Genomic DNA, 15,966 nt, shown 5'->3' on the forward strand with positions numbered 1-15,966 from the left:
CATACAAAAACAAGGTAAATAACAGGTGAAATATTTTTAATAATAAAAATAAAATCATTAAATATTAACAGGTTAATATCAATTTAATTGCATTAACCTCTCATAAAAACACATGTAGCAATTTTTTGTTATTTCTCATTTACTACTACATCACCGCGTGATTGAATGATTCTCAATTACATATCCGATGGCGAAATAACAAACGGATAGTGCTTAGTGAGCAACAAGAAACAATTTTCACTCGCGACAATCCGTGAGTTTTTGGGATAACAGACTAAATGGCTAAGTTCACACCTTCATTCTCAGGAATCAAAGGTCGGGCGCTCTTTTCACTGCTCTTTGCAGCACCGATGATTCATGCAACCGACACTGTAACGACCAAAGATGGCGAAACAATCACTGTTACAGCGGATGCAAATACCGCAACTGAGGCGACCGATGGTTATCAACCCCTGAGCACCTCCACGGCGACATTAACCGATATGCCGATGCTGGATATCCCGCAGGTGGTCAATACGGTTAGCGATCAGGTTCTGGAAAATCAGAACGCGACGACGCTGGATGAGGCGCTTTATAACGTCAGTAACGTGGTACAGACCAATACATTAGGCGGAACTCAGGACGCCTTTGTACGTCGTGGGTTTGGTGCTAACCGGGATGGCTCCATCATGACCAATGGTCTGCGAACCGTACTTCCTCGTAGCTTCAACGCTGCAACTGAACGTGTGGAAGTGCTAAAAGGTCCGGCCTCCACGCTGTATGGCATTCTCGATCCTGGCGGACTGATTAACGTCGTGACAAAGCGCCCGGAAAAAACATTCCATGGTACTGTCTCAGCCACTTCCTCCAGTTTTGGCGGAGGCACTGGGCAACTGGATATCACAGGCCCCATTGAAGGTACTCAGCTGGCATATCGCCTGACGGGGGAAGTGCAGGATGAAGATTACTGGCGGAATTTCGGTAAAGAGCGCAGCACATTTATTGCCCCATCACTCACCTGGTTTGGTGATAATGCAACAGTAACCATGCTCTATTCACATCGGGATTATAAAACGCCGTTCGATCGTGGAACGATTTTCGACCTTACGACGAAACAGCCCGTCAACGTTGATCGAAAAATACGTTTCGACGAACCGTTTAATATTACAGATGGTCAGTCCGATCTGGCGCAACTCAACGCAGAATATCATCTCAATAGCCAGTGGACAGCGCGCTTTGATTACAGCTACAGCCAGGATAAATACAGCGATAATCAGGCTCGTGTTACCGCGTATGATGCAACGACAGGAACGCTGACACGGCGTGTTGATGCAACTCAGGGATCTACCCAGCGTATGCATTCTACTCGTGCGGATCTGCAAGGGAATGTTGATATTGCTGGATTCTATAATGAGATTCTGGGTGGGGTGTCATATGAATATTATGATCTTCTGCGCACAGATATGATTCGCTGTAAAAACGCTAAAGATTTCAATATCTACAACCCTGTTTATGGCAATACCAGCAAATGCACAACGGTTTCGGCGTCGGACAGCGATCAGACGATCAAACAGGAGAGCTACTCAGCTTATGTACAGGATGCGCTCTATCTGACCGATAACTGGATTGCCGTCGCCGGGCTCCGCTATCAGTATTACACGCAATATGCGGGTAAAGGCCGTCCTTTTAATGTCAATACTGACAGCCGCGATGAACAATGGACGCCCAAACTGGGGTTAGTCTACAAACTGACGCCATCGGTATCCTTATTTGCGAATTATTCGCAAACATTTATGCCGCAATCGTCAATTGCCAGCTACATCGGCGATCTTCCACCGGAATCATCTAATGCTTACGAAGTCGGGGCAAAATTCGAGCTGTTCGATGGTATAACCGCAGATATTGCGCTGTTTGATATCCATAAACGTAACGTGTTGTATACCGAAAGTATTGGTGATGAAACCATCGCCAAAACGGCAGGCCGCGTTCGTTCAAGAGGGGTAGAAGTCGACCTTGCAGGAGCATTAACAGAAAACATTAATATCATTGCCAGCTACGGCTATACCGATGCTAAGGTTCTGGAAGATCCTGATTATGCAGGAAAACCATTGCCGAATGTTCCTCGTCATACCGGTTCGCTATTCCTGACCTATGACATTCATAACATGCCTGGCAATAACACACTAACGTTTGGCGGTGGCGGACATGGCGTAAGCCGTCGTTCGGCAACCAATGGGGCTGACTATTATCTGCCAGGCTATTTTGTTGCCGATGCCTTCGCCGCATACAAAATGAAATTGCAGTATCCAGTCACTCTGCAATTAAACGTCAAAAACCTGTTTGATAAAACGTATTACACCTCTTCCATCGCCACAAATAATCTGGGTAATCAGATTGGCGATCCGCGTGAAGTACAATTCACGGTGAAAATGGAATTTTGATAAAAAAAGCCCGGTATACGCGTGTATACCGGGCTATGTTTTATTCTCCTGACGGGAAGATCATCAGACCTCAATCTCCGCCATGTCACCTTTCTCTTGCAACCAGTTACGGCGGTCTTCCGAGCGTTTCTTCGCCAACAGCATGTCCATCATCGCGTCGGTACGCTGATCGTCTTCATCGTCGATGGTCAACTGCACCAGACGGCGAGTGTTCGGGTCGAGCGTGGTTTCACGTAGTTGCAGCGGGTTCATTTCACCCAGACCTTTAAAACGCTGGACATTTGGCTTGCCTTTCTTGCGTTTTAATTGTTCGAGCACGCCCTCTTTCTCTTCTTCCGTCAAGGCGTAATAGACCTCTTTACCAAGGTCAATGCGGTAGAGCGGTGGTAGCGCTACATATACGTGACCATGTTTCACCAGCGTACGGAAGTGTTTTACAAACAAGGCGCAGAGCAACGTGGCAATGTGCAGACCATCGGAATCAGCATCCGCCAGGATACAGATCTTGCCATAACGCAGTTGGCTAAGATCGTCGCTGTCAGGATCGATACCGATCGCTACCGAAATATCGTGTACTTCCTGTGAGGCCAGCACTTCGTCGGAAGAAACTTCCCAGGTGTTAAGGATCTTACCTTTCAGCGGCATGATCGCCTGATATTCACGATCGCGCGCCTGCTTGGCAGATCCACCTGCGGAGTCCCCTTCCACGAGGAACAGTTCGGTACGGTTAAGATCCTGCGCGGTACAGTCTGCCAGTTTGCCAGGCAGTGCCGGGCCGCTGGTCAGCTTTTTACGCACCACTTTTTTGGCCGCACGCATACGGCGCTGGGCGCTGGAAATCGCCATCTCCGCCAGCAGTTCAGCCGCCTGAACGTTCTGGTTCAGCCACAAGGTGAAGGCATCTTTCACCACGCCCGAAACGAATGCCGCACACTGACGCGAAGAGAGACGCTCTTTGGTCTGCCCGGCAAACTGCGGATCCTGCATTTTTACTGACAGCACATAGGCGCAGCGATCCCAGATATCTTCCGCCGACAGCTTCACGCCGCGCGGCAGAATGTTGCGGTATTCGCAAAACTCACGCATCGCGTCCAGCAGCCCCTGACGCAGACCGTTAACGTGCGTACCGCCCTGCATCGTTGGGATCAGGTTGACGTAGCTTTCGGTCAGCAGTTCGCCACCTTCCGGCAGCCACAAGAGCGCCCAGTCCACCGCTTCGGTATCGCCAGAAAAATTACCGATAAACGGTTTTTCCGGCAGCGTCGGCAGACCATTTACCGCTTCCGCCAGGTAATCATTCAGACCGTCCTGGTAGCACCAGCGTTGTTCGGTATTGTTGATCTCATCTTTAAAAGTGATCTCAACGCCAGGGCACAGTACCGCTTTGGCTTTCAGCACATGTGTAAGACGGGAAACAGAGAAGCGCGGGCTGTCAAAGAAAGTTTCATCCGGCCAGAAGTGCACGCTGGTGCCTGTGTTGCGTTTACCGCAAGTACCAACAACCTGTAAATCCTGCACCTTTTCGCCATTTTCAAAGGCGATGTTATAAATCTGACCATCGCGGCGCACGTTAACTTCTACGCGCTTCGACAGGGCGTTAACCACCGAGATCCCCACGCCGTGCAGACCGCCAGAGAACTGGTAGTTTTTGTTAGAAAATTTACCGCCCGCGTGCAAACGGCAAAGGATCAGTTCTACCGCCGGAACACCTTCTTCCGGGTGAATATCCACCGGCATCCCACGGCCATCGTCAATCACTTCCAGCGACTGGTCAGCATGTAAAATAACGTCCACGCGTTTTGCGTGACCGGCCAGTGCTTCATCCACACTGTTATCAATGACTTCTTGCCCCAAATGGTTAGGGCGAGTGGTATCGGTATACATCCCCGGACGGCGGCGAACCGGCTCAAGCCCGGTGAGTACCTCAATGGCATCAGCGTTATAAGTTTGCGTCATGGTTTAAGTTAGTAATTCGAGTTGATCGTCAGAGATGGTGCAGACCAAGAAAATCGACGATCGGGTTGAAATAATCTTCGAAGCCCGTGAATGCGTGGTTGCCGCCTTCTATAACAGTCTGGCGGCAGGAAGCGTAGTACGCCACCGCCTGGCGGTAATCCAGCACTTCATCTCCCGTCTGTTGCAGCAGCCAGATCAAATCCGGCGCTTCCAGCGGGTCAATCTGCATGACTTTAAGATCGTAAATATGGCGAGACTCTAGCACATATTGCTGCCCGGTGTAGGGGTTCTCGTTCTGACCGAGATAGTCAGTAAGCAGTTCAAACGGGCGCACCGCCGGGTTTACCACCACTGCGGGCAGCATAAAACATTGCGACAACCAGGTGGCGTAATATCCCCCCAGTGACGAACCGACAATACCCAGCGAATCGCCGCCATGTTCCAGGACAATGGATTCCAGCAGTTCTGCCGCATCGGAAGGATACGGCGGTAACTGCGGAATAATCATCTCAACGTCAGGGTGATGTTCCGCCAGCCAGTTTTTCAACAAGCTCGCTTTCGCAGAACGCGGCGAACTATTGAAACCGTGTAAATAAAGAAGCGTCGACATCAGTAACCTTCTGAAGCGGTATCTGGTTGGAAACGGGAGTCTGCCAGGCGGTGTACTTCTGTGGTCAGCGTGCCATCGGCATGGAGTTCCAAGGTACGCCAACCGGGCGCGATGGTGTCCAGCGTGAAGTTGGAACAGTGCGGCTTAAACTGCACGCAGGTCGATGGCGTTGCCAGCAGGCGACGACCGTTCCAGTCGAGATCCAGTTCCTGATGGATATGGCCGCATAACAGATATTTGACGTGCGGAAACTTCACCAGCACGTTATCCAGTTCGCCCGCGTTACGCAGACTGTGTTGGTCAAGCCAGCTACAGCCCGCAGGCAACGGATGATGATGCAGCAAAAGCAAGGTATGGCGCTCTGGCGCATCAGCCAGTTTACGTTCCAGCCACTCGAGTTGAAACTCGCTTAGCTCACCGTGCGGTACGCCAAACACCTGGCTGTCCAGCAACAGGATTTGCCACTGTTCACCGATAAACACGCGTTTCGCTGAAGATATACCCGCGTCCTGTAGCGCGCTGTACATCGCAGGCTGGAAATCATGGTTGCCCGGCAGCCAGACGCAGGGCGCACGAAAACTTGCGATGCCTTCAGCGAAGTGCTGATAGGCCGCAGCCGTTTGATCCTGCGCTAAATCACCTGTCGCGACAATCAGGTCGAATTCGTGCTGGTGTGGGCGAATCGCCTCCAGCACCGCCTGGTAACTTTCCCAGGTGTTCACCCCTAACAGGGCTTCGTGCTTTTGCGCAAACAGGTGAGTATCGGTAATTTGTAAAATCCTGACTCTGGACTCACCAGCCAGAGGAAGGGTTAACAGGCTTTCCAAATGGTGTCCTTAGGTTTCACGACGCTAATAAACCGGAATCGCCATCGCTCCATGTGCTAAACAGTATCGCAACCAGTCCGCTAAAAACTGATTAATTTGATGCTTTTCGTCGCGTTGATGCAACTTTTTATTAGGATAATCATACCGCGCTTTGAAGCGAAAAATCTGCTGACTTGAACACACTTCAGCCACCATCGCGTCATGATACAGACGCACAGTCATCGACGGAAGGCTCCAGTAACTGATCGCTGGCGCAATCTGTTCAATAGTCACCAGGGTAGTGTATCGGGTCGATTCCACAATCGTTAGCCGATATTGTGCGTTTGCCACCTGATAGCTTACGGTTTCACCGGGTGCGTCATTGCGCGGTAACAAACGGCGCAATTGTGAAAAGTTCATCTCGCACAGGCGCATCATTTCAGGAAAGTCAGGTGTGTAACGCTTCATTTATGCCCACTCATTTTTTAACGCTTGATGATGCAGTTGCAGCCATTGCAAAGCGATGACCGACGCTGCGTTGTCGATTTTCCCCTCTTCTACCCATTGGTATGCCTGTTCCCGACTTACCACATGAACGCGAATATCTTCGTTTTCATCAGCCAGACCGTGAATGCCGCTTGCGGTCGTGGCGTCCACTTCGCCCACCATAATTGACGAACGCTCGCTGGTGCCGCCTGGGCTTGCCAGGAAACTTAACACCGGTTTAGTCCGTTTCACTTTTAGTCCCGCCTCTTCAATCGCTTCGCGACGGGCAACATCTTCCACACTCTCACCTTCTTCAATCATCCCGGCAACCATTTCCAGTAACCAGGGCGTTTCGCTGGTGTCATACGCGGCAATTCGTATCTGCTCAATCAGTACAACTTCATCGCGCACTGGGTCAAAGGGTAGCAAGACTGCGGCGTGACCGCGTTCAAAAATTTCCCGCCGGACCTCATGACTCATTTGCCCGTTGAATAAACGATGACGAAATCTATAAAGATCTAATGAAAAAAAGCCGCGATAAAGTGTTTCTCGTGCAATAATTTCTACATCGTTTTTGCCAAATGTAACGGGCAGGTTGTCTGGCTTAAGCATGGCTAATGTCCTGGCACTAATAGTGAATAAAATGTGAATTTCAGCGACGTTTGACTGCCGTTTGAGCAGTCATGTGTTAAATTGAGGCACATTAACGCCCTATGGCACGTAACGCCAACCTTTTGCGGTAGCGGCTTCTGCTAGAATCCGCAATAATTTTACAGTTTGATCGCGCTAAATACTGCTTCACCACAAGGAATGCAAATGAAGAAATTGCTCCCCATTCTTATCGGCCTGAGCCTTTCTGGGTTCAGTTCGTTGAGCCAGGCCGAGAACCTGATGCAAGTTTATCAGCAAGCACGCCTTAGTAACCCGGAATTGCGTAAGTCTGCCGCCGATCGTGATGCTGCCTTTGAAAAAATTAATGAAGCACGCAGTCCATTACTGCCACAGCTAGGTTTAGGTGCAGATTACACCTACAGCAACGGCTACCGCGACGCGAACGGCATCAACTCTAACGCGACCAGTGCGTCCCTGCAGTTGACCCAGTCCATTTTCGATATGTCGAAATGGCGCGCACTGACCTTGCAGGAAAAAGCAGCAGGGATTCAGGACGTCACGTATCAGACCGATCAACAGACCTTGATCCTCAACACCGCGACCGCTTATTTCAACGTGTTGAATGCCATTGACGTGCTTTCTTATACTCAGGCACAAAAAGAGGCAATCTACCGTCAGTTAGATCAAACCACCCAACGCTTTAACGTGGGCCTGGTGGCGATCACCGACGTGCAGAACGCCCGCGCACAGTACGATACCGTGCTGGCGAACGAAGTGACCGCACGTAACAACCTCGACAACGCCGTTGAGCAGCTGCGTCAGATCACCGGTAACTACTATCCGGAACTGGCGGCGCTGAATGTCGAAAACTTCAAGACCGACAAACCACAACCGGTTAACGCGCTGCTGAAAGAAGCCGAAAAACGCAACCTGTCGCTGTTACAGGCACGTTTGAGCCAGGATCTGGCGCGCGAGCAAATTCGCCAGGCGCAGGACGGTCACTTACCGACTCTGGATTTGACGGCCTCTACCGGAATTTCTGACACCTCTTACAGCGGTTCAAAAACCCGTGGTGCGACAGGTACCCAATATGACGACAGCAATATGGGTCAGAACAAAGTGGGCCTGAGCTTCTCGCTGCCGATTTATCAGGGCGGAATGGTTAACTCGCAGGTGAAACAGGCACAGTACAACTTTGTCGGTGCCAGCGAGCAACTGGAAAGCGCCCATCGTAGCGTCGTGCAGACCGTGCGTTCCTCCTTCAACAACATTAATGCATCTATTAGTAGCATTAACGCCTACAAACAAGCCGTGGTTTCCGCCCAAAGCTCTTTAGACGCGATGGAAGCGGGCTACTCGGTCGGTACGCGTACCATTGTTGACGTGTTGGATGCGACCACTACGCTGTACAACGCCAAGCAAGAACTGGCGAATGCGCGTTATAACTACCTGATTAACCAGCTGAATATTAAATCAGCTCTGGGTACGCTGAACGAGCAGGATCTGCTGGCACTGAACAATGCGCTGAGCAAACCGGTTTCCACTAACCCGGAAAACGTCGCGCCGCAAACGCCAGAACAGAATGCTATTGCTGATGGTTATGCACCTGATAGCCCGGCTCCAGCCGTTCAGCAAGCATCCGCACGCACTAACACCAGTAACGGTCATAACCCTTTCCGTAACTGACGACGACGACGGGGCTTCGGCCCCGTCTGAACGTAAGGCAACGTAAAGATACGGGTTATCTGCCGCATTCTTCCCCCTTCTCGCTTCAATTTCGACCAGCCATCCTCTATTCTGATGGGTATTTACCACTGGTCCTGGAAGACAAAAATGAAACGGACAAAATCCATACGCCACGCATCGTTCCGCAAAAACTGGAGCGCACGCCACCTGACACCTGTCGCTCTCGCTGTTGCTACTGTTTTTATGCTGGCAGGCTGTGAAAAGAGTGATGAAACAGTGTCTCTCTATCAAAATGCTGACGACTGTTCAGCTGCAAACCCAGGCAAAAGCGCCGAATGTACCACCGCGTACAACAATGCGCTGAAAGAAGCAGAACGTACTGCGCCGAAATACGCCACTCGTGAAGACTGTATTGCCGAATTTGGTGAAGGTCAGTGCCAGCAGGCACCAGCCCAGGCTGGCATGGCACCTGAAAACCAGGCGCAGGCCCAGCAATCCAGCGGGAGTTTCTGGATGCCGCTGATGGCCGGCTACATGATGGGACGTCTGATGGGCGGCGGCGCGGGATTTGCACAGCAGCCGCTGTTCTCCTCGAAAAACCCAGCCAGCCCGGCTTACGGTAAATATACCGACGCGACTGGTAAAAACTATGGCGCAGCCCAGCCAGGCCGCACCATGACCGTACCGAAGACGGCAATGGCACCAAAACCGGCGACCACCACTACCGTTACCCGCGGCGGTTTTGGTGAATCTGTTGCCAAACAAAGCACTATGCAGCGTAGCGCAACCGGCACCTCTTCTCGTTCAATGGGTGGCTGATACCGATGGAAAGAGTCAGTATTACCGAGCGCCCAGACTGGCGTGAAAAAGCCCACGAATACGGTTTCAATTTTCACACCATGTACGGCGAGCCGTACTGGTGTGAAGATGCTTACTACAAGTTGACCCTCGCCCAGGTTGAAAAGCTGGAAGACGTCACCGCCGAACTGCACCAGATGTGCCTGAAAGTGGTGGAAAAAGTGATCTCCAGCGATGAGCTGATGACCAAATTCCGCATTCCAAAGCACACGTGGAGTTTTGTGCGTCAGTCATGGTTGACGCACCAGCCGTCGCTTTATTCACGCCTTGATCTGGCGTGGGATGGCACTGGCGAACCTAAACTTCTGGAAAATAACGCTGATACGCCCACGTCACTGTATGAAGCAGCATTCTTTCAGTGGATCTGGCTGGAAGATCAGCTTAACGCGGGCAACCTGCCGGAAGGCAGCGACCAGTTTAACAGTCTGCAAGAAAAGCTGATCGATCGCTTTGTCGAGCTGCGTGAACAGTATGGCTTCCAGTTGCTGCATCTCACCTGCTGTCGTGACACGGTGGAAGATCGTGGCACCATCCAGTATTTGCAGGACTGCGCGACGGAAGCTGAAATCGCTACCGAGTTCCTGTACATCGACGATATTGGTTTAGGCGAAAAAGGTCAGTTCACGGATTTGCAGGATCAGGTGATTGCTAACCTGTTCAAGCTTTATCCATGGGAATTTATGCTGCGCGAGATGTTCTCCACCAAGCTGGAAGATGCTGGCGTACGCTGGCTGGAACCGGCGTGGAAGAGCATTATCTCCAACAAAGCGCTTCTGCCGCTACTGTGGAAGATGTTCCCGAATCATCCGAACCTGTTGCCCGCTTATTTTGCGGAAGATGATTATCCAGAAATGGAAAAATATGTGGTTAAGCCAATCTTCTCGCGTGAAGGCGCAAACGTGTCGATTATCGAGAATGGCAAAACCATTGAAGCAGCAGAAGGTCCGTATGGCGAAGAAGGCATGATTGTTCAGCAATTCCATCCGTTACCAAAATTTGGCGACAGTTATATGCTGATTGGTAGCTGGCTGGTGAACGATCAACCCGCCGGAATTGGCATTCGTGAAGACCGTGCGTTGATCACCCAGGATATGTCTCGGTTTTATCCACATATTTTTGTTGAATAATACTGCTTAATATTGCCCCGATAATCGGGGCAACTTTTCATAATCCATCATTTATAATCTCCATCAATATATAAATCCATACATCTCCAACTTTTATTTAACATTAATAACCAATTTAATGTTAAATCGTCATATGTAAGTGGTATTGCAATTAAAGTAAGTAAATAAATCACCGCATAACACATTGATATATATTAAATATTTTATCTTCACCTCTTCATATTTTAATTTAATAATTAAAAAACAATGTCGCAGAGATCACACTACGCAATATTGAACATTGTTATTGATATATCGCCACCCTACTATCCATTAAAAATAAATAGTTGTTTCAACAAATAACAACATATTCAAAAGCAGCAAAAAATTCTCATATTTTATTAGAGTTACATTATTCATTCACAAAACAAATTTATTAGTACCATCTCAACAGTCGATATTCATCATTATTATATATTTGCGTTATATAAGGAGATATATCCATGTTTGATAAATATAGAAAAACACTAGTAGCCGGAACAGTAGCATTAGCCCTGGGGTTGTCTGCAACTAGCGTAATGGCGGCGGGTTTTAAACCTGCACCACCTGCCGGGCAACTCGGTGCAATCATTGTCGATCCCTACGGCAATGCACCACTGACCGCTCTGGTTGACTTAGATAGCCACGTCATTTCTGACGTCAAAGTTACCGTCCACGGGAAGGGCGAAAAAGGCGTTGAAATCAGCTATTCCGTGGGCCAGGAGTCACTAAAAACTTACGATGGTGTACCGATTTTTGGTCTTTATCAGAAATTTGCCAACAAAGTGACCGTTGAGTGGAAAGAAAACGGCAAGGCCATGAAAGATGATTACGTGGTGCAAACTTCAGCCATCGTCAACAATTACATGGATAACCGTTCCATCTCTGATCTACAGCAGACCAAAGTCGTTAAAGTCGCACCTGGTTTTGAAGATCGCCTCTATCTGGTTAATACCCACACCTTTACTGCACAAGGTTCCGATCTCCACTGGCACGGTGAGAAAGATAAAAATGCAGGGATCCTCGATGCAGGTCCGGCCACCGGCGCACTGCCCTTTGATATCGCGCCCTTTACTTTCATTGTCGATACCGAAGGTGAATACCGCTGGTGGCTGGATCAAGACACCTTCTACGATGGCCGTGACCGTAATATCAACAAACGTGGTTATCTGATGGGTATCCGCGAAACACCACGCGGCACCTTTACCGCAGTACAAGGCCAGCACTGGTACGAGTTCGACATGATGGGTCAGGTGCTGGAAGATCATAAACTGCCGCGCGGATTCGCTGACGCCACTCATGAATCCATTGAGACGCCTAATGGTACGGTACTGTTGCGCGTAGGTAAAAGTAACTACCGTCGCGATGACGGCGTACACGTCACCACCATTCGTGACCATATCCTCGAAGTCGATAAATCTGGTCGTGTTGTCGATGTATGGGATCTGACGAAGATCCTCGATCCGAAACGTGATGCTCTGCTCGGTGCACTGGATGCAGGCGCAGTTTGCGTCAACGTTGACCTTGCTCACGCCGGACAGCAGGCAAAACTGGAGCCAGATACACCGTTTGGCGACGCGCTGGGTGTAGGACCAGGTCGTAACTGGGCGCACGTCAACTCCATCGCCTATGACGCGAAAGATGACTCAATTATCCTCTCTTCTCGTCACCAGGGCGTTGTGAAAATTGGTCGTGATAAACAAGTGAAATGGATCCTTGCCCCCTCGAAAGGCTGGGAAAAACCATTGGCCAGCAAATTGCTGAAACCCGTTGACGCTAACGGTAAGCCGATCACCTGTAACGAAAATGGCCTGTGTGAAAACTCAGACTTCGACTTTACCTATACCCAGCATACCGCATGGATCTCCAGCAAAGGTACACTCACTATCTTTGATAACGGCGACGGTCGCCATCTGGAACAACCTGCCTTACCAACCATGAAATATTCCCGTTTTGTGGAATATAAGATTGATGAGAAGAAAGGTACCGTTCAGCAAGTTTGGGAATACGGTAAAGAACGTGGTTACGATTTCTATAGCCCAATCACCTCCATTATCGAATACCAGGCTGACCGTGACACCATGTTCGGCTTCGGCGGCTCCATTCATCTGTTTGACGTCGGTCAGCCGACCGTCGGCAAGTTGAACGAGATCGACTACAAAACCAAAGAAGTGAAAGTGGAAATCGACGTGATGTCTGATAAACCCAACCAGACTCACTACCGTGCGCTGTTAGTCCGTCCAAAACAGATGTTTAAATAATCAAGAAGGGAATAAAAATGTCGAAATTAGGGATCTCATCACTGTTTAAAAGCGTACTGCTTACTGCGGCTCTGGCGGTTTCATTTACTGCTTCTGCATTTACCGAAGGCACGGATTATATGGTACTGGAAAAACCGATTCCGAATGCCGACAAAACGCTGATTAAGGTATTCAGCTACGCCTGCCCGTTCTGTTACAAGTACGACAAAGCGGTTACCGGTCCGGTATCGGAAAAAGTGAAAGATGTCGTTGCTTTCACGCCGTTCCATCTGGAAACCAAAGGCGAATACGGCAAACAGGCGAGCGAAGTCTTTGCTGTCTTGATCAATAAAGATAAAGCAGCAGGTATTTCCTTATTTGATGCTAACTCTCAGTTTAAGAAAGCCAAGTTTGCCTACTACGCGGCTTATCACGACAAAAAAGAACGCTGGTCTGACGGTAAAGATCCCGCTGCCTTTATCAAAACGGGTCTGGATGCTGCTGGTATGAGCCAGGCGGATTTTGAAGCTGCACTGAAAGAGCCAGCGGTACAAGAAACACTGGAAAAATGGAAAGCCTCTTATGAAGTCGCCAAAATCCAGGGGGTTCCGGCTTACGTCGTTAATGGTAAGTACTTGATCTACACCAAGAGCATCAAATCCATCGACGCGATGGCAGACCTTATCCGTGAGTTAGCAAGCAAATAACAGGGAAACAGGCTATGGGTATTAAGGGAATGTGGAAAGACCTTCGCACATCACCAGTCGACACACTGGTCAGATGGCAGGAGCAACGCTTTTTGTGGTTGTTAATGGCCGTTGCGATGGGCGCGTTAATTATCCTGGCGCACTCTTTCTTCCAGATCTATCTCTACATGGCCCCCTGTGAGCAATGTGTATACATTCGCTATGCCATGTTTGTGATGGTTATTGGAGGATTGGTTGCGGCGATCAACCCGAAGAACATCATCCTTAAGCTAATTGGCTGCGTGATGGCATTTTACGGCAGCATCATGGGGCTGAAGTTTTCATTCAAACTGAACGATATCCACCATGCGGTGCATAACCCGGATCCCGATTCACTGTTTGGCGTTCAGGGTTGCTCTACCGATCCAACTTTCCCATTTAACCTGCCGCTGGCACAGTGGGCACCAAACTGGTTCAAACCTACCGGGGATTGCGGCTATGATGCGCCAATCGTTCCCGATGGCGTCACACTGAGCAGTATGCAGCAGTGGTTTGTGGCGATGTATCAGCAATCTGAAGGCTGGTATCTGCTACCACCGTGGCACTTTATGAACATGGCTCAGGCCTGTATGTTGGCTTTTGGTCTTTGCTTATTGCTGCTATTAGTGATGAGCGGCGCATGGGGACTCAAGCTGCTGAGAAAGTAAGGTAATGCAAACCGAAGCCAGAAATTGGCTTCGGTTTTCTTCATCTATTAACCTACCTGCACCGACAACATACTTAAACTGCCCATTTCTATACCATCGACCGGAATGGTAATTGGCTCCTGCCCATCCCATGCACCTAAAACATACAATAGCGGCAGGTAATGCTCCGGTGTTGGATTCGATAACGCGCCACCTTCATGGTCGAGATAATTCACCAGAGGATGCTGCTCCACCGGTCCTTGCCACGTCAGATTCGCTTTCACATACTCATTAAACGACGTCGCCCACGGATAGGGGGAACTATCGCCATGCCATTTCACCGTGCGCAGGTTATGCACCACGTTACCGCTGGCGACCAACATTATTCCTTCATCTCGCAGCGCTGCCAGTTTACGCCCCATCTCAAGGTGCCAGGCGGCGGGTTTGGTGCTATCAATACTTAACTGCACCATCGGGATATCCGCTTGCGGATACATCTTAATCAGTACGCCCCACGAGCCGTGGTCAAAGCCCCAGGCTTCTTTATCCAGTGTGACAGGCACTGGCGCTAACAGCTCAACCAATCGCTGAGCCAAAGCCGGTGAGCCAGGAGCCGGATAATGGGTGTCGTACAGCGCCTGCGGAAAGCCGCCAAAGTCATGAATCGTTGGCGGCGTCTCCATCGCAGTCACTCCTGTACCACGGGTAAACCAGTGAGCCGAAACCACGACAATCGCTTGCGGGCGTGGCAATGTCATCCCCAACTTCTGCCAGCTGCGGGTATACAAATTATCTTCCAGCACGTTCATCGGACTACCGTGACCTAAAAACAATGCTGGCATACGTGTTGAAGACATGATGATATCCTTAACTAAAGGTGTCATTTTGATATCCTCACAATACGCTCGTTCGGCGGAGTAAGAACCCGGATAACGATGATGATCATCATCAGTTATTTTGACGATCTGCCTGAAGGTGAAGATTTATAAGGAGTTGTCGATGTCAGTACCTCTCATTCTGACCATACTGGCGGGGGCAGCCACATTTATTGGCGCGTTTCTCGGCGTTCTCGGGCAAAAACCCTCGAACCGACTGCTGGCATTTTCGCTAGGGTTTGCGGCGGGGATCATGTTGCTTATCTCATTGATGGAGATGCTCCCTGCCGCATTAGCCGCCGAAAGAATGTCCCCCGTTCTGGGCTACGGGATGTTTATTTTTGGTCTGCTGGGCTATTTTGGTCTGGACCGCATGTTGCCGCATGCGCATCCGCAGGATTTAATGCAAAAATCGGTGCAACCGTTGCCCAAATCGCTCAAGCGCACTGCTATTCTGCTCACTCTTGGAATCAGTCTGCATAACTTCCCGGAAGGGATTGCCACCTTTGTTACGGCAAGCAGTAACCTGGAGCTGGGCTTTGGCATCGCGCTGGCCGTGGCTTTGCACAATATTCCTGAAGGTCTGGCGGTTGCGGGGCCGGTTTACGCGGCAACGGGGTCGAAACGCACCGCAATTCTGTGGGCGGGGATTTCTGGGCTGGCGGAAATTCTCGGCGGCGTTCTGGCGTGGTTAATCCTTGGTAGCATGATTTCCCCGGTGGTCATGGCGGCAATCATGGCGGCGGTTGCAGGAATCATGGTGGCGCTCTCCGTGGACGAATTAATGCCGTTAGCCAAAGAGATTGATCCCAATAATAATCCCAGCTATGGCGTGCTGTGTGGGATGTCAGTAATGGGATTTAGTTTAGTGCTGTTACAAACGGCGGGAATTGGTTGAAA

The 15,966-nt window shown here is 49.9% G+C and carries 14 protein-coding genes; 8 read left to right on the forward strand and 6 right to left on the reverse strand.

Translation table 11 applies throughout. From position 1 onward, the window contains the following. The first annotated feature begins 278 nt into the window (after nucleotides 1–278). The gene (locus tag FEK42_RS06295) at nucleotides 279–2,420 is read left to right on the forward strand and encodes a TonB-dependent siderophore receptor (RefSeq protein ID WP_131162526.1); all 2,142 of its coding nucleotides are present in this window, start codon (nucleotides 279–281) and stop codon (nucleotides 2,418–2,420) included. A gap of 63 nt (nucleotides 2,421–2,483) precedes the next feature. Here the strand turns inward: FEK42_RS06295 and parE are convergent, their stop codons facing one another. Genes parE through nudF form a run of 5 tightly spaced genes read right to left on the reverse strand, consistent with a single transcriptional unit; the run spans nucleotide 2,484 to nucleotide 6,890 of the window. Beyond that, nucleotides 2,484–4,376, reverse strand: a complete 1,893-nt coding sequence (gene parE, locus FEK42_RS06300; RefSeq protein WP_130210353.1) for a DNA topoisomerase IV subunit B — start codon at nucleotides 4,374–4,376, stop codon at nucleotides 2,484–2,486. A 28-nt stretch (nucleotides 4,377–4,404) separates the two neighbouring features. Then, nucleotides 4,405–4,986, reverse strand: a complete 582-nt coding sequence (yqiA, locus tag FEK42_RS06305; protein WP_000105733.1) for an esterase YqiA — start codon at nucleotides 4,984–4,986, stop codon at nucleotides 4,405–4,407. Next, nucleotides 4,986–5,813: a 3',5'-cyclic-AMP phosphodiesterase gene (gene cpdA, locus FEK42_RS06310; RefSeq protein WP_130218206.1), complete on the reverse strand. Its 828-nt coding sequence runs from the start codon at nucleotides 5,811–5,813 to the stop codon at nucleotides 4,986–4,988. Before cpdA ends, yqiA begins: the two co-directional genes overlap by 1 nt. Before the next feature lie 24 nt (nucleotides 5,814–5,837). Beyond that, nucleotides 5,838–6,260, reverse strand: a complete 423-nt coding sequence (locus tag FEK42_RS06315) for a DUF1249 family protein (RefSeq protein WP_000833390.1) — start codon at nucleotides 6,258–6,260, stop codon at nucleotides 5,838–5,840. Further along, nucleotides 6,261–6,890, reverse strand: a complete 630-nt coding sequence (nudF, locus tag FEK42_RS06320) for an ADP-ribose diphosphatase (RefSeq protein WP_021564655.1) — start codon at nucleotides 6,888–6,890, stop codon at nucleotides 6,261–6,263. Nucleotides 6,891–7,094: 204 nt separating this feature from the next. Here nudF and tolC point away from each other — a divergent pair, with 204 nt between their 5' ends. The 6 genes from tolC to dsbI all read left to right on the forward strand — a co-directional run bounded on the left by tolC (nucleotide 7,095) and on the right by dsbI (nucleotide 14,212). Next, on the forward strand, nucleotides 7,095–8,576 hold the full coding sequence (tolC, locus tag FEK42_RS06325; RefSeq protein WP_130210361.1) for an outer membrane channel protein TolC: 1,482 nt from the start codon (nucleotides 7,095–7,097) through the stop codon (nucleotides 8,574–8,576). 147 nt (nucleotides 8,577–8,723) lie between these two features. Beyond that, on the forward strand, nucleotides 8,724–9,395 hold the full coding sequence (locus tag FEK42_RS06330) for a DUF1190 family protein (RefSeq protein WP_000831534.1): 672 nt from the start codon (nucleotides 8,724–8,726) through the stop codon (nucleotides 9,393–9,395). Nucleotides 9,396–9,400: 5 nt separating this feature from the next. Then, on the forward strand, nucleotides 9,401–10,561 hold the full coding sequence (locus FEK42_RS06335; protein WP_135492243.1) for a glutathionylspermidine synthase family protein: 1,161 nt from the start codon (nucleotides 9,401–9,403) through the stop codon (nucleotides 10,559–10,561). Nucleotides 10,562–11,043: 482 nt separating this feature from the next. After that, nucleotides 11,044–12,840 (forward strand): aryl-sulfate sulfotransferase, encoded by a 1,797-nt coding sequence (locus tag FEK42_RS06340; RefSeq protein ID WP_135407891.1) that lies wholly within the window; start codon nucleotides 11,044–11,046, stop codon nucleotides 12,838–12,840. A 17-nt stretch (nucleotides 12,841–12,857) separates the two neighbouring features. After that, complete coding sequence (locus tag FEK42_RS06345) at nucleotides 12,858–13,526, forward strand: thiol:disulfide interchange protein DsbA/DsbL (protein ID WP_000040018.1); 669 nt, start codon at nucleotides 12,858–12,860, stop codon at nucleotides 13,524–13,526. Between the two features lie 14 nt (nucleotides 13,527–13,540). Next, complete coding sequence (gene dsbI / locus FEK42_RS06350; protein WP_130218214.1) at nucleotides 13,541–14,212, forward strand: protein-disulfide oxidoreductase DsbI; 672 nt, start codon at nucleotides 13,541–13,543, stop codon at nucleotides 14,210–14,212. Nucleotides 14,213–14,259: 47 nt separating this feature from the next. Here the strand turns inward: dsbI and ygiD are convergent, their stop codons facing one another. Next, entirely contained in the window at nucleotides 14,260–15,048 is a 789-nt protein-coding gene (gene ygiD, locus FEK42_RS06355) for a 4,5-DOPA dioxygenase extradiol (protein ID WP_167852517.1), read from the reverse strand. A 142-nt stretch (nucleotides 15,049–15,190) separates the two neighbouring features. Between ygiD and zupT the strand changes: the two genes are divergently transcribed. Beyond that, nucleotides 15,191–15,964, forward strand: a complete 774-nt coding sequence (gene zupT, locus FEK42_RS06360) for a zinc transporter ZupT (RefSeq protein ID WP_135492241.1) — start codon at nucleotides 15,191–15,193, stop codon at nucleotides 15,962–15,964. The last annotated feature ends 2 nt before the right edge of the window (nucleotides 15,965–15,966 follow it).

This window comes from Escherichia sp. E2748, from assembly GCF_005781125.1.
Lineage (GTDB): Bacteria > Pseudomonadota > Gammaproteobacteria > Enterobacterales > Enterobacteriaceae > Escherichia.

Excerpts from the sequence above, each read along its gene's own strand:
- nudF (WP_021564655.1), bottom strand. The coding sequence starts at position 6,890 with ATGCTTAAGCCAGACAACCTGCCCGTTACATTTGGCAAAAACGATGTA.
- zupT (WP_135492241.1), top strand. The coding sequence starts at position 15,191 with ATGTCAGTACCTCTCATTCTGACCATACTGGCGGGGGCAGCCACATTT.
- yqiA (WP_000105733.1), bottom strand. The coding sequence starts at position 4,986 with ATGTCGACGCTTCTTTATTTACACGGTTTCAATAGTTCGCCGCGTTCT.
- FEK42_RS06335 (WP_135492243.1), top strand. The coding sequence starts at position 9,401 with ATGGAAAGAGTCAGTATTACCGAGCGCCCAGACTGGCGTGAAAAAGCC.
- FEK42_RS06295 (WP_131162526.1), top strand. The coding sequence starts at position 279 with ATGGCTAAGTTCACACCTTCATTCTCAGGAATCAAAGGTCGGGCGCTC.
- ygiD (WP_167852517.1), bottom strand. The coding sequence starts at position 15,048 with ATGTCTTCAACACGTATGCCAGCATTGTTTTTAGGTCACGGTAGTCCG.
- FEK42_RS06340 (WP_135407891.1), top strand. The coding sequence starts at position 11,044 with ATGTTTGATAAATATAGAAAAACACTAGTAGCCGGAACAGTAGCATTA.
- FEK42_RS06330 (WP_000831534.1), top strand. The coding sequence starts at position 8,724 with ATGAAACGGACAAAATCCATACGCCACGCATCGTTCCGCAAAAACTGG.
- tolC (WP_130210361.1), top strand. The coding sequence starts at position 7,095 with ATGAAGAAATTGCTCCCCATTCTTATCGGCCTGAGCCTTTCTGGGTTC.
- FEK42_RS06345 (WP_000040018.1), top strand. The coding sequence starts at position 12,858 with ATGTCGAAATTAGGGATCTCATCACTGTTTAAAAGCGTACTGCTTACT.
- FEK42_RS06315 (WP_000833390.1), bottom strand. The coding sequence starts at position 6,260 with ATGAAGCGTTACACACCTGACTTTCCTGAAATGATGCGCCTGTGCGAG.
- parE (WP_130210353.1), bottom strand. The coding sequence starts at position 4,376 with ATGACGCAAACTTATAACGCTGATGCCATTGAGGTACTCACCGGGCTT.
- dsbI (WP_130218214.1), top strand. The coding sequence starts at position 13,541 with ATGGGTATTAAGGGAATGTGGAAAGACCTTCGCACATCACCAGTCGAC.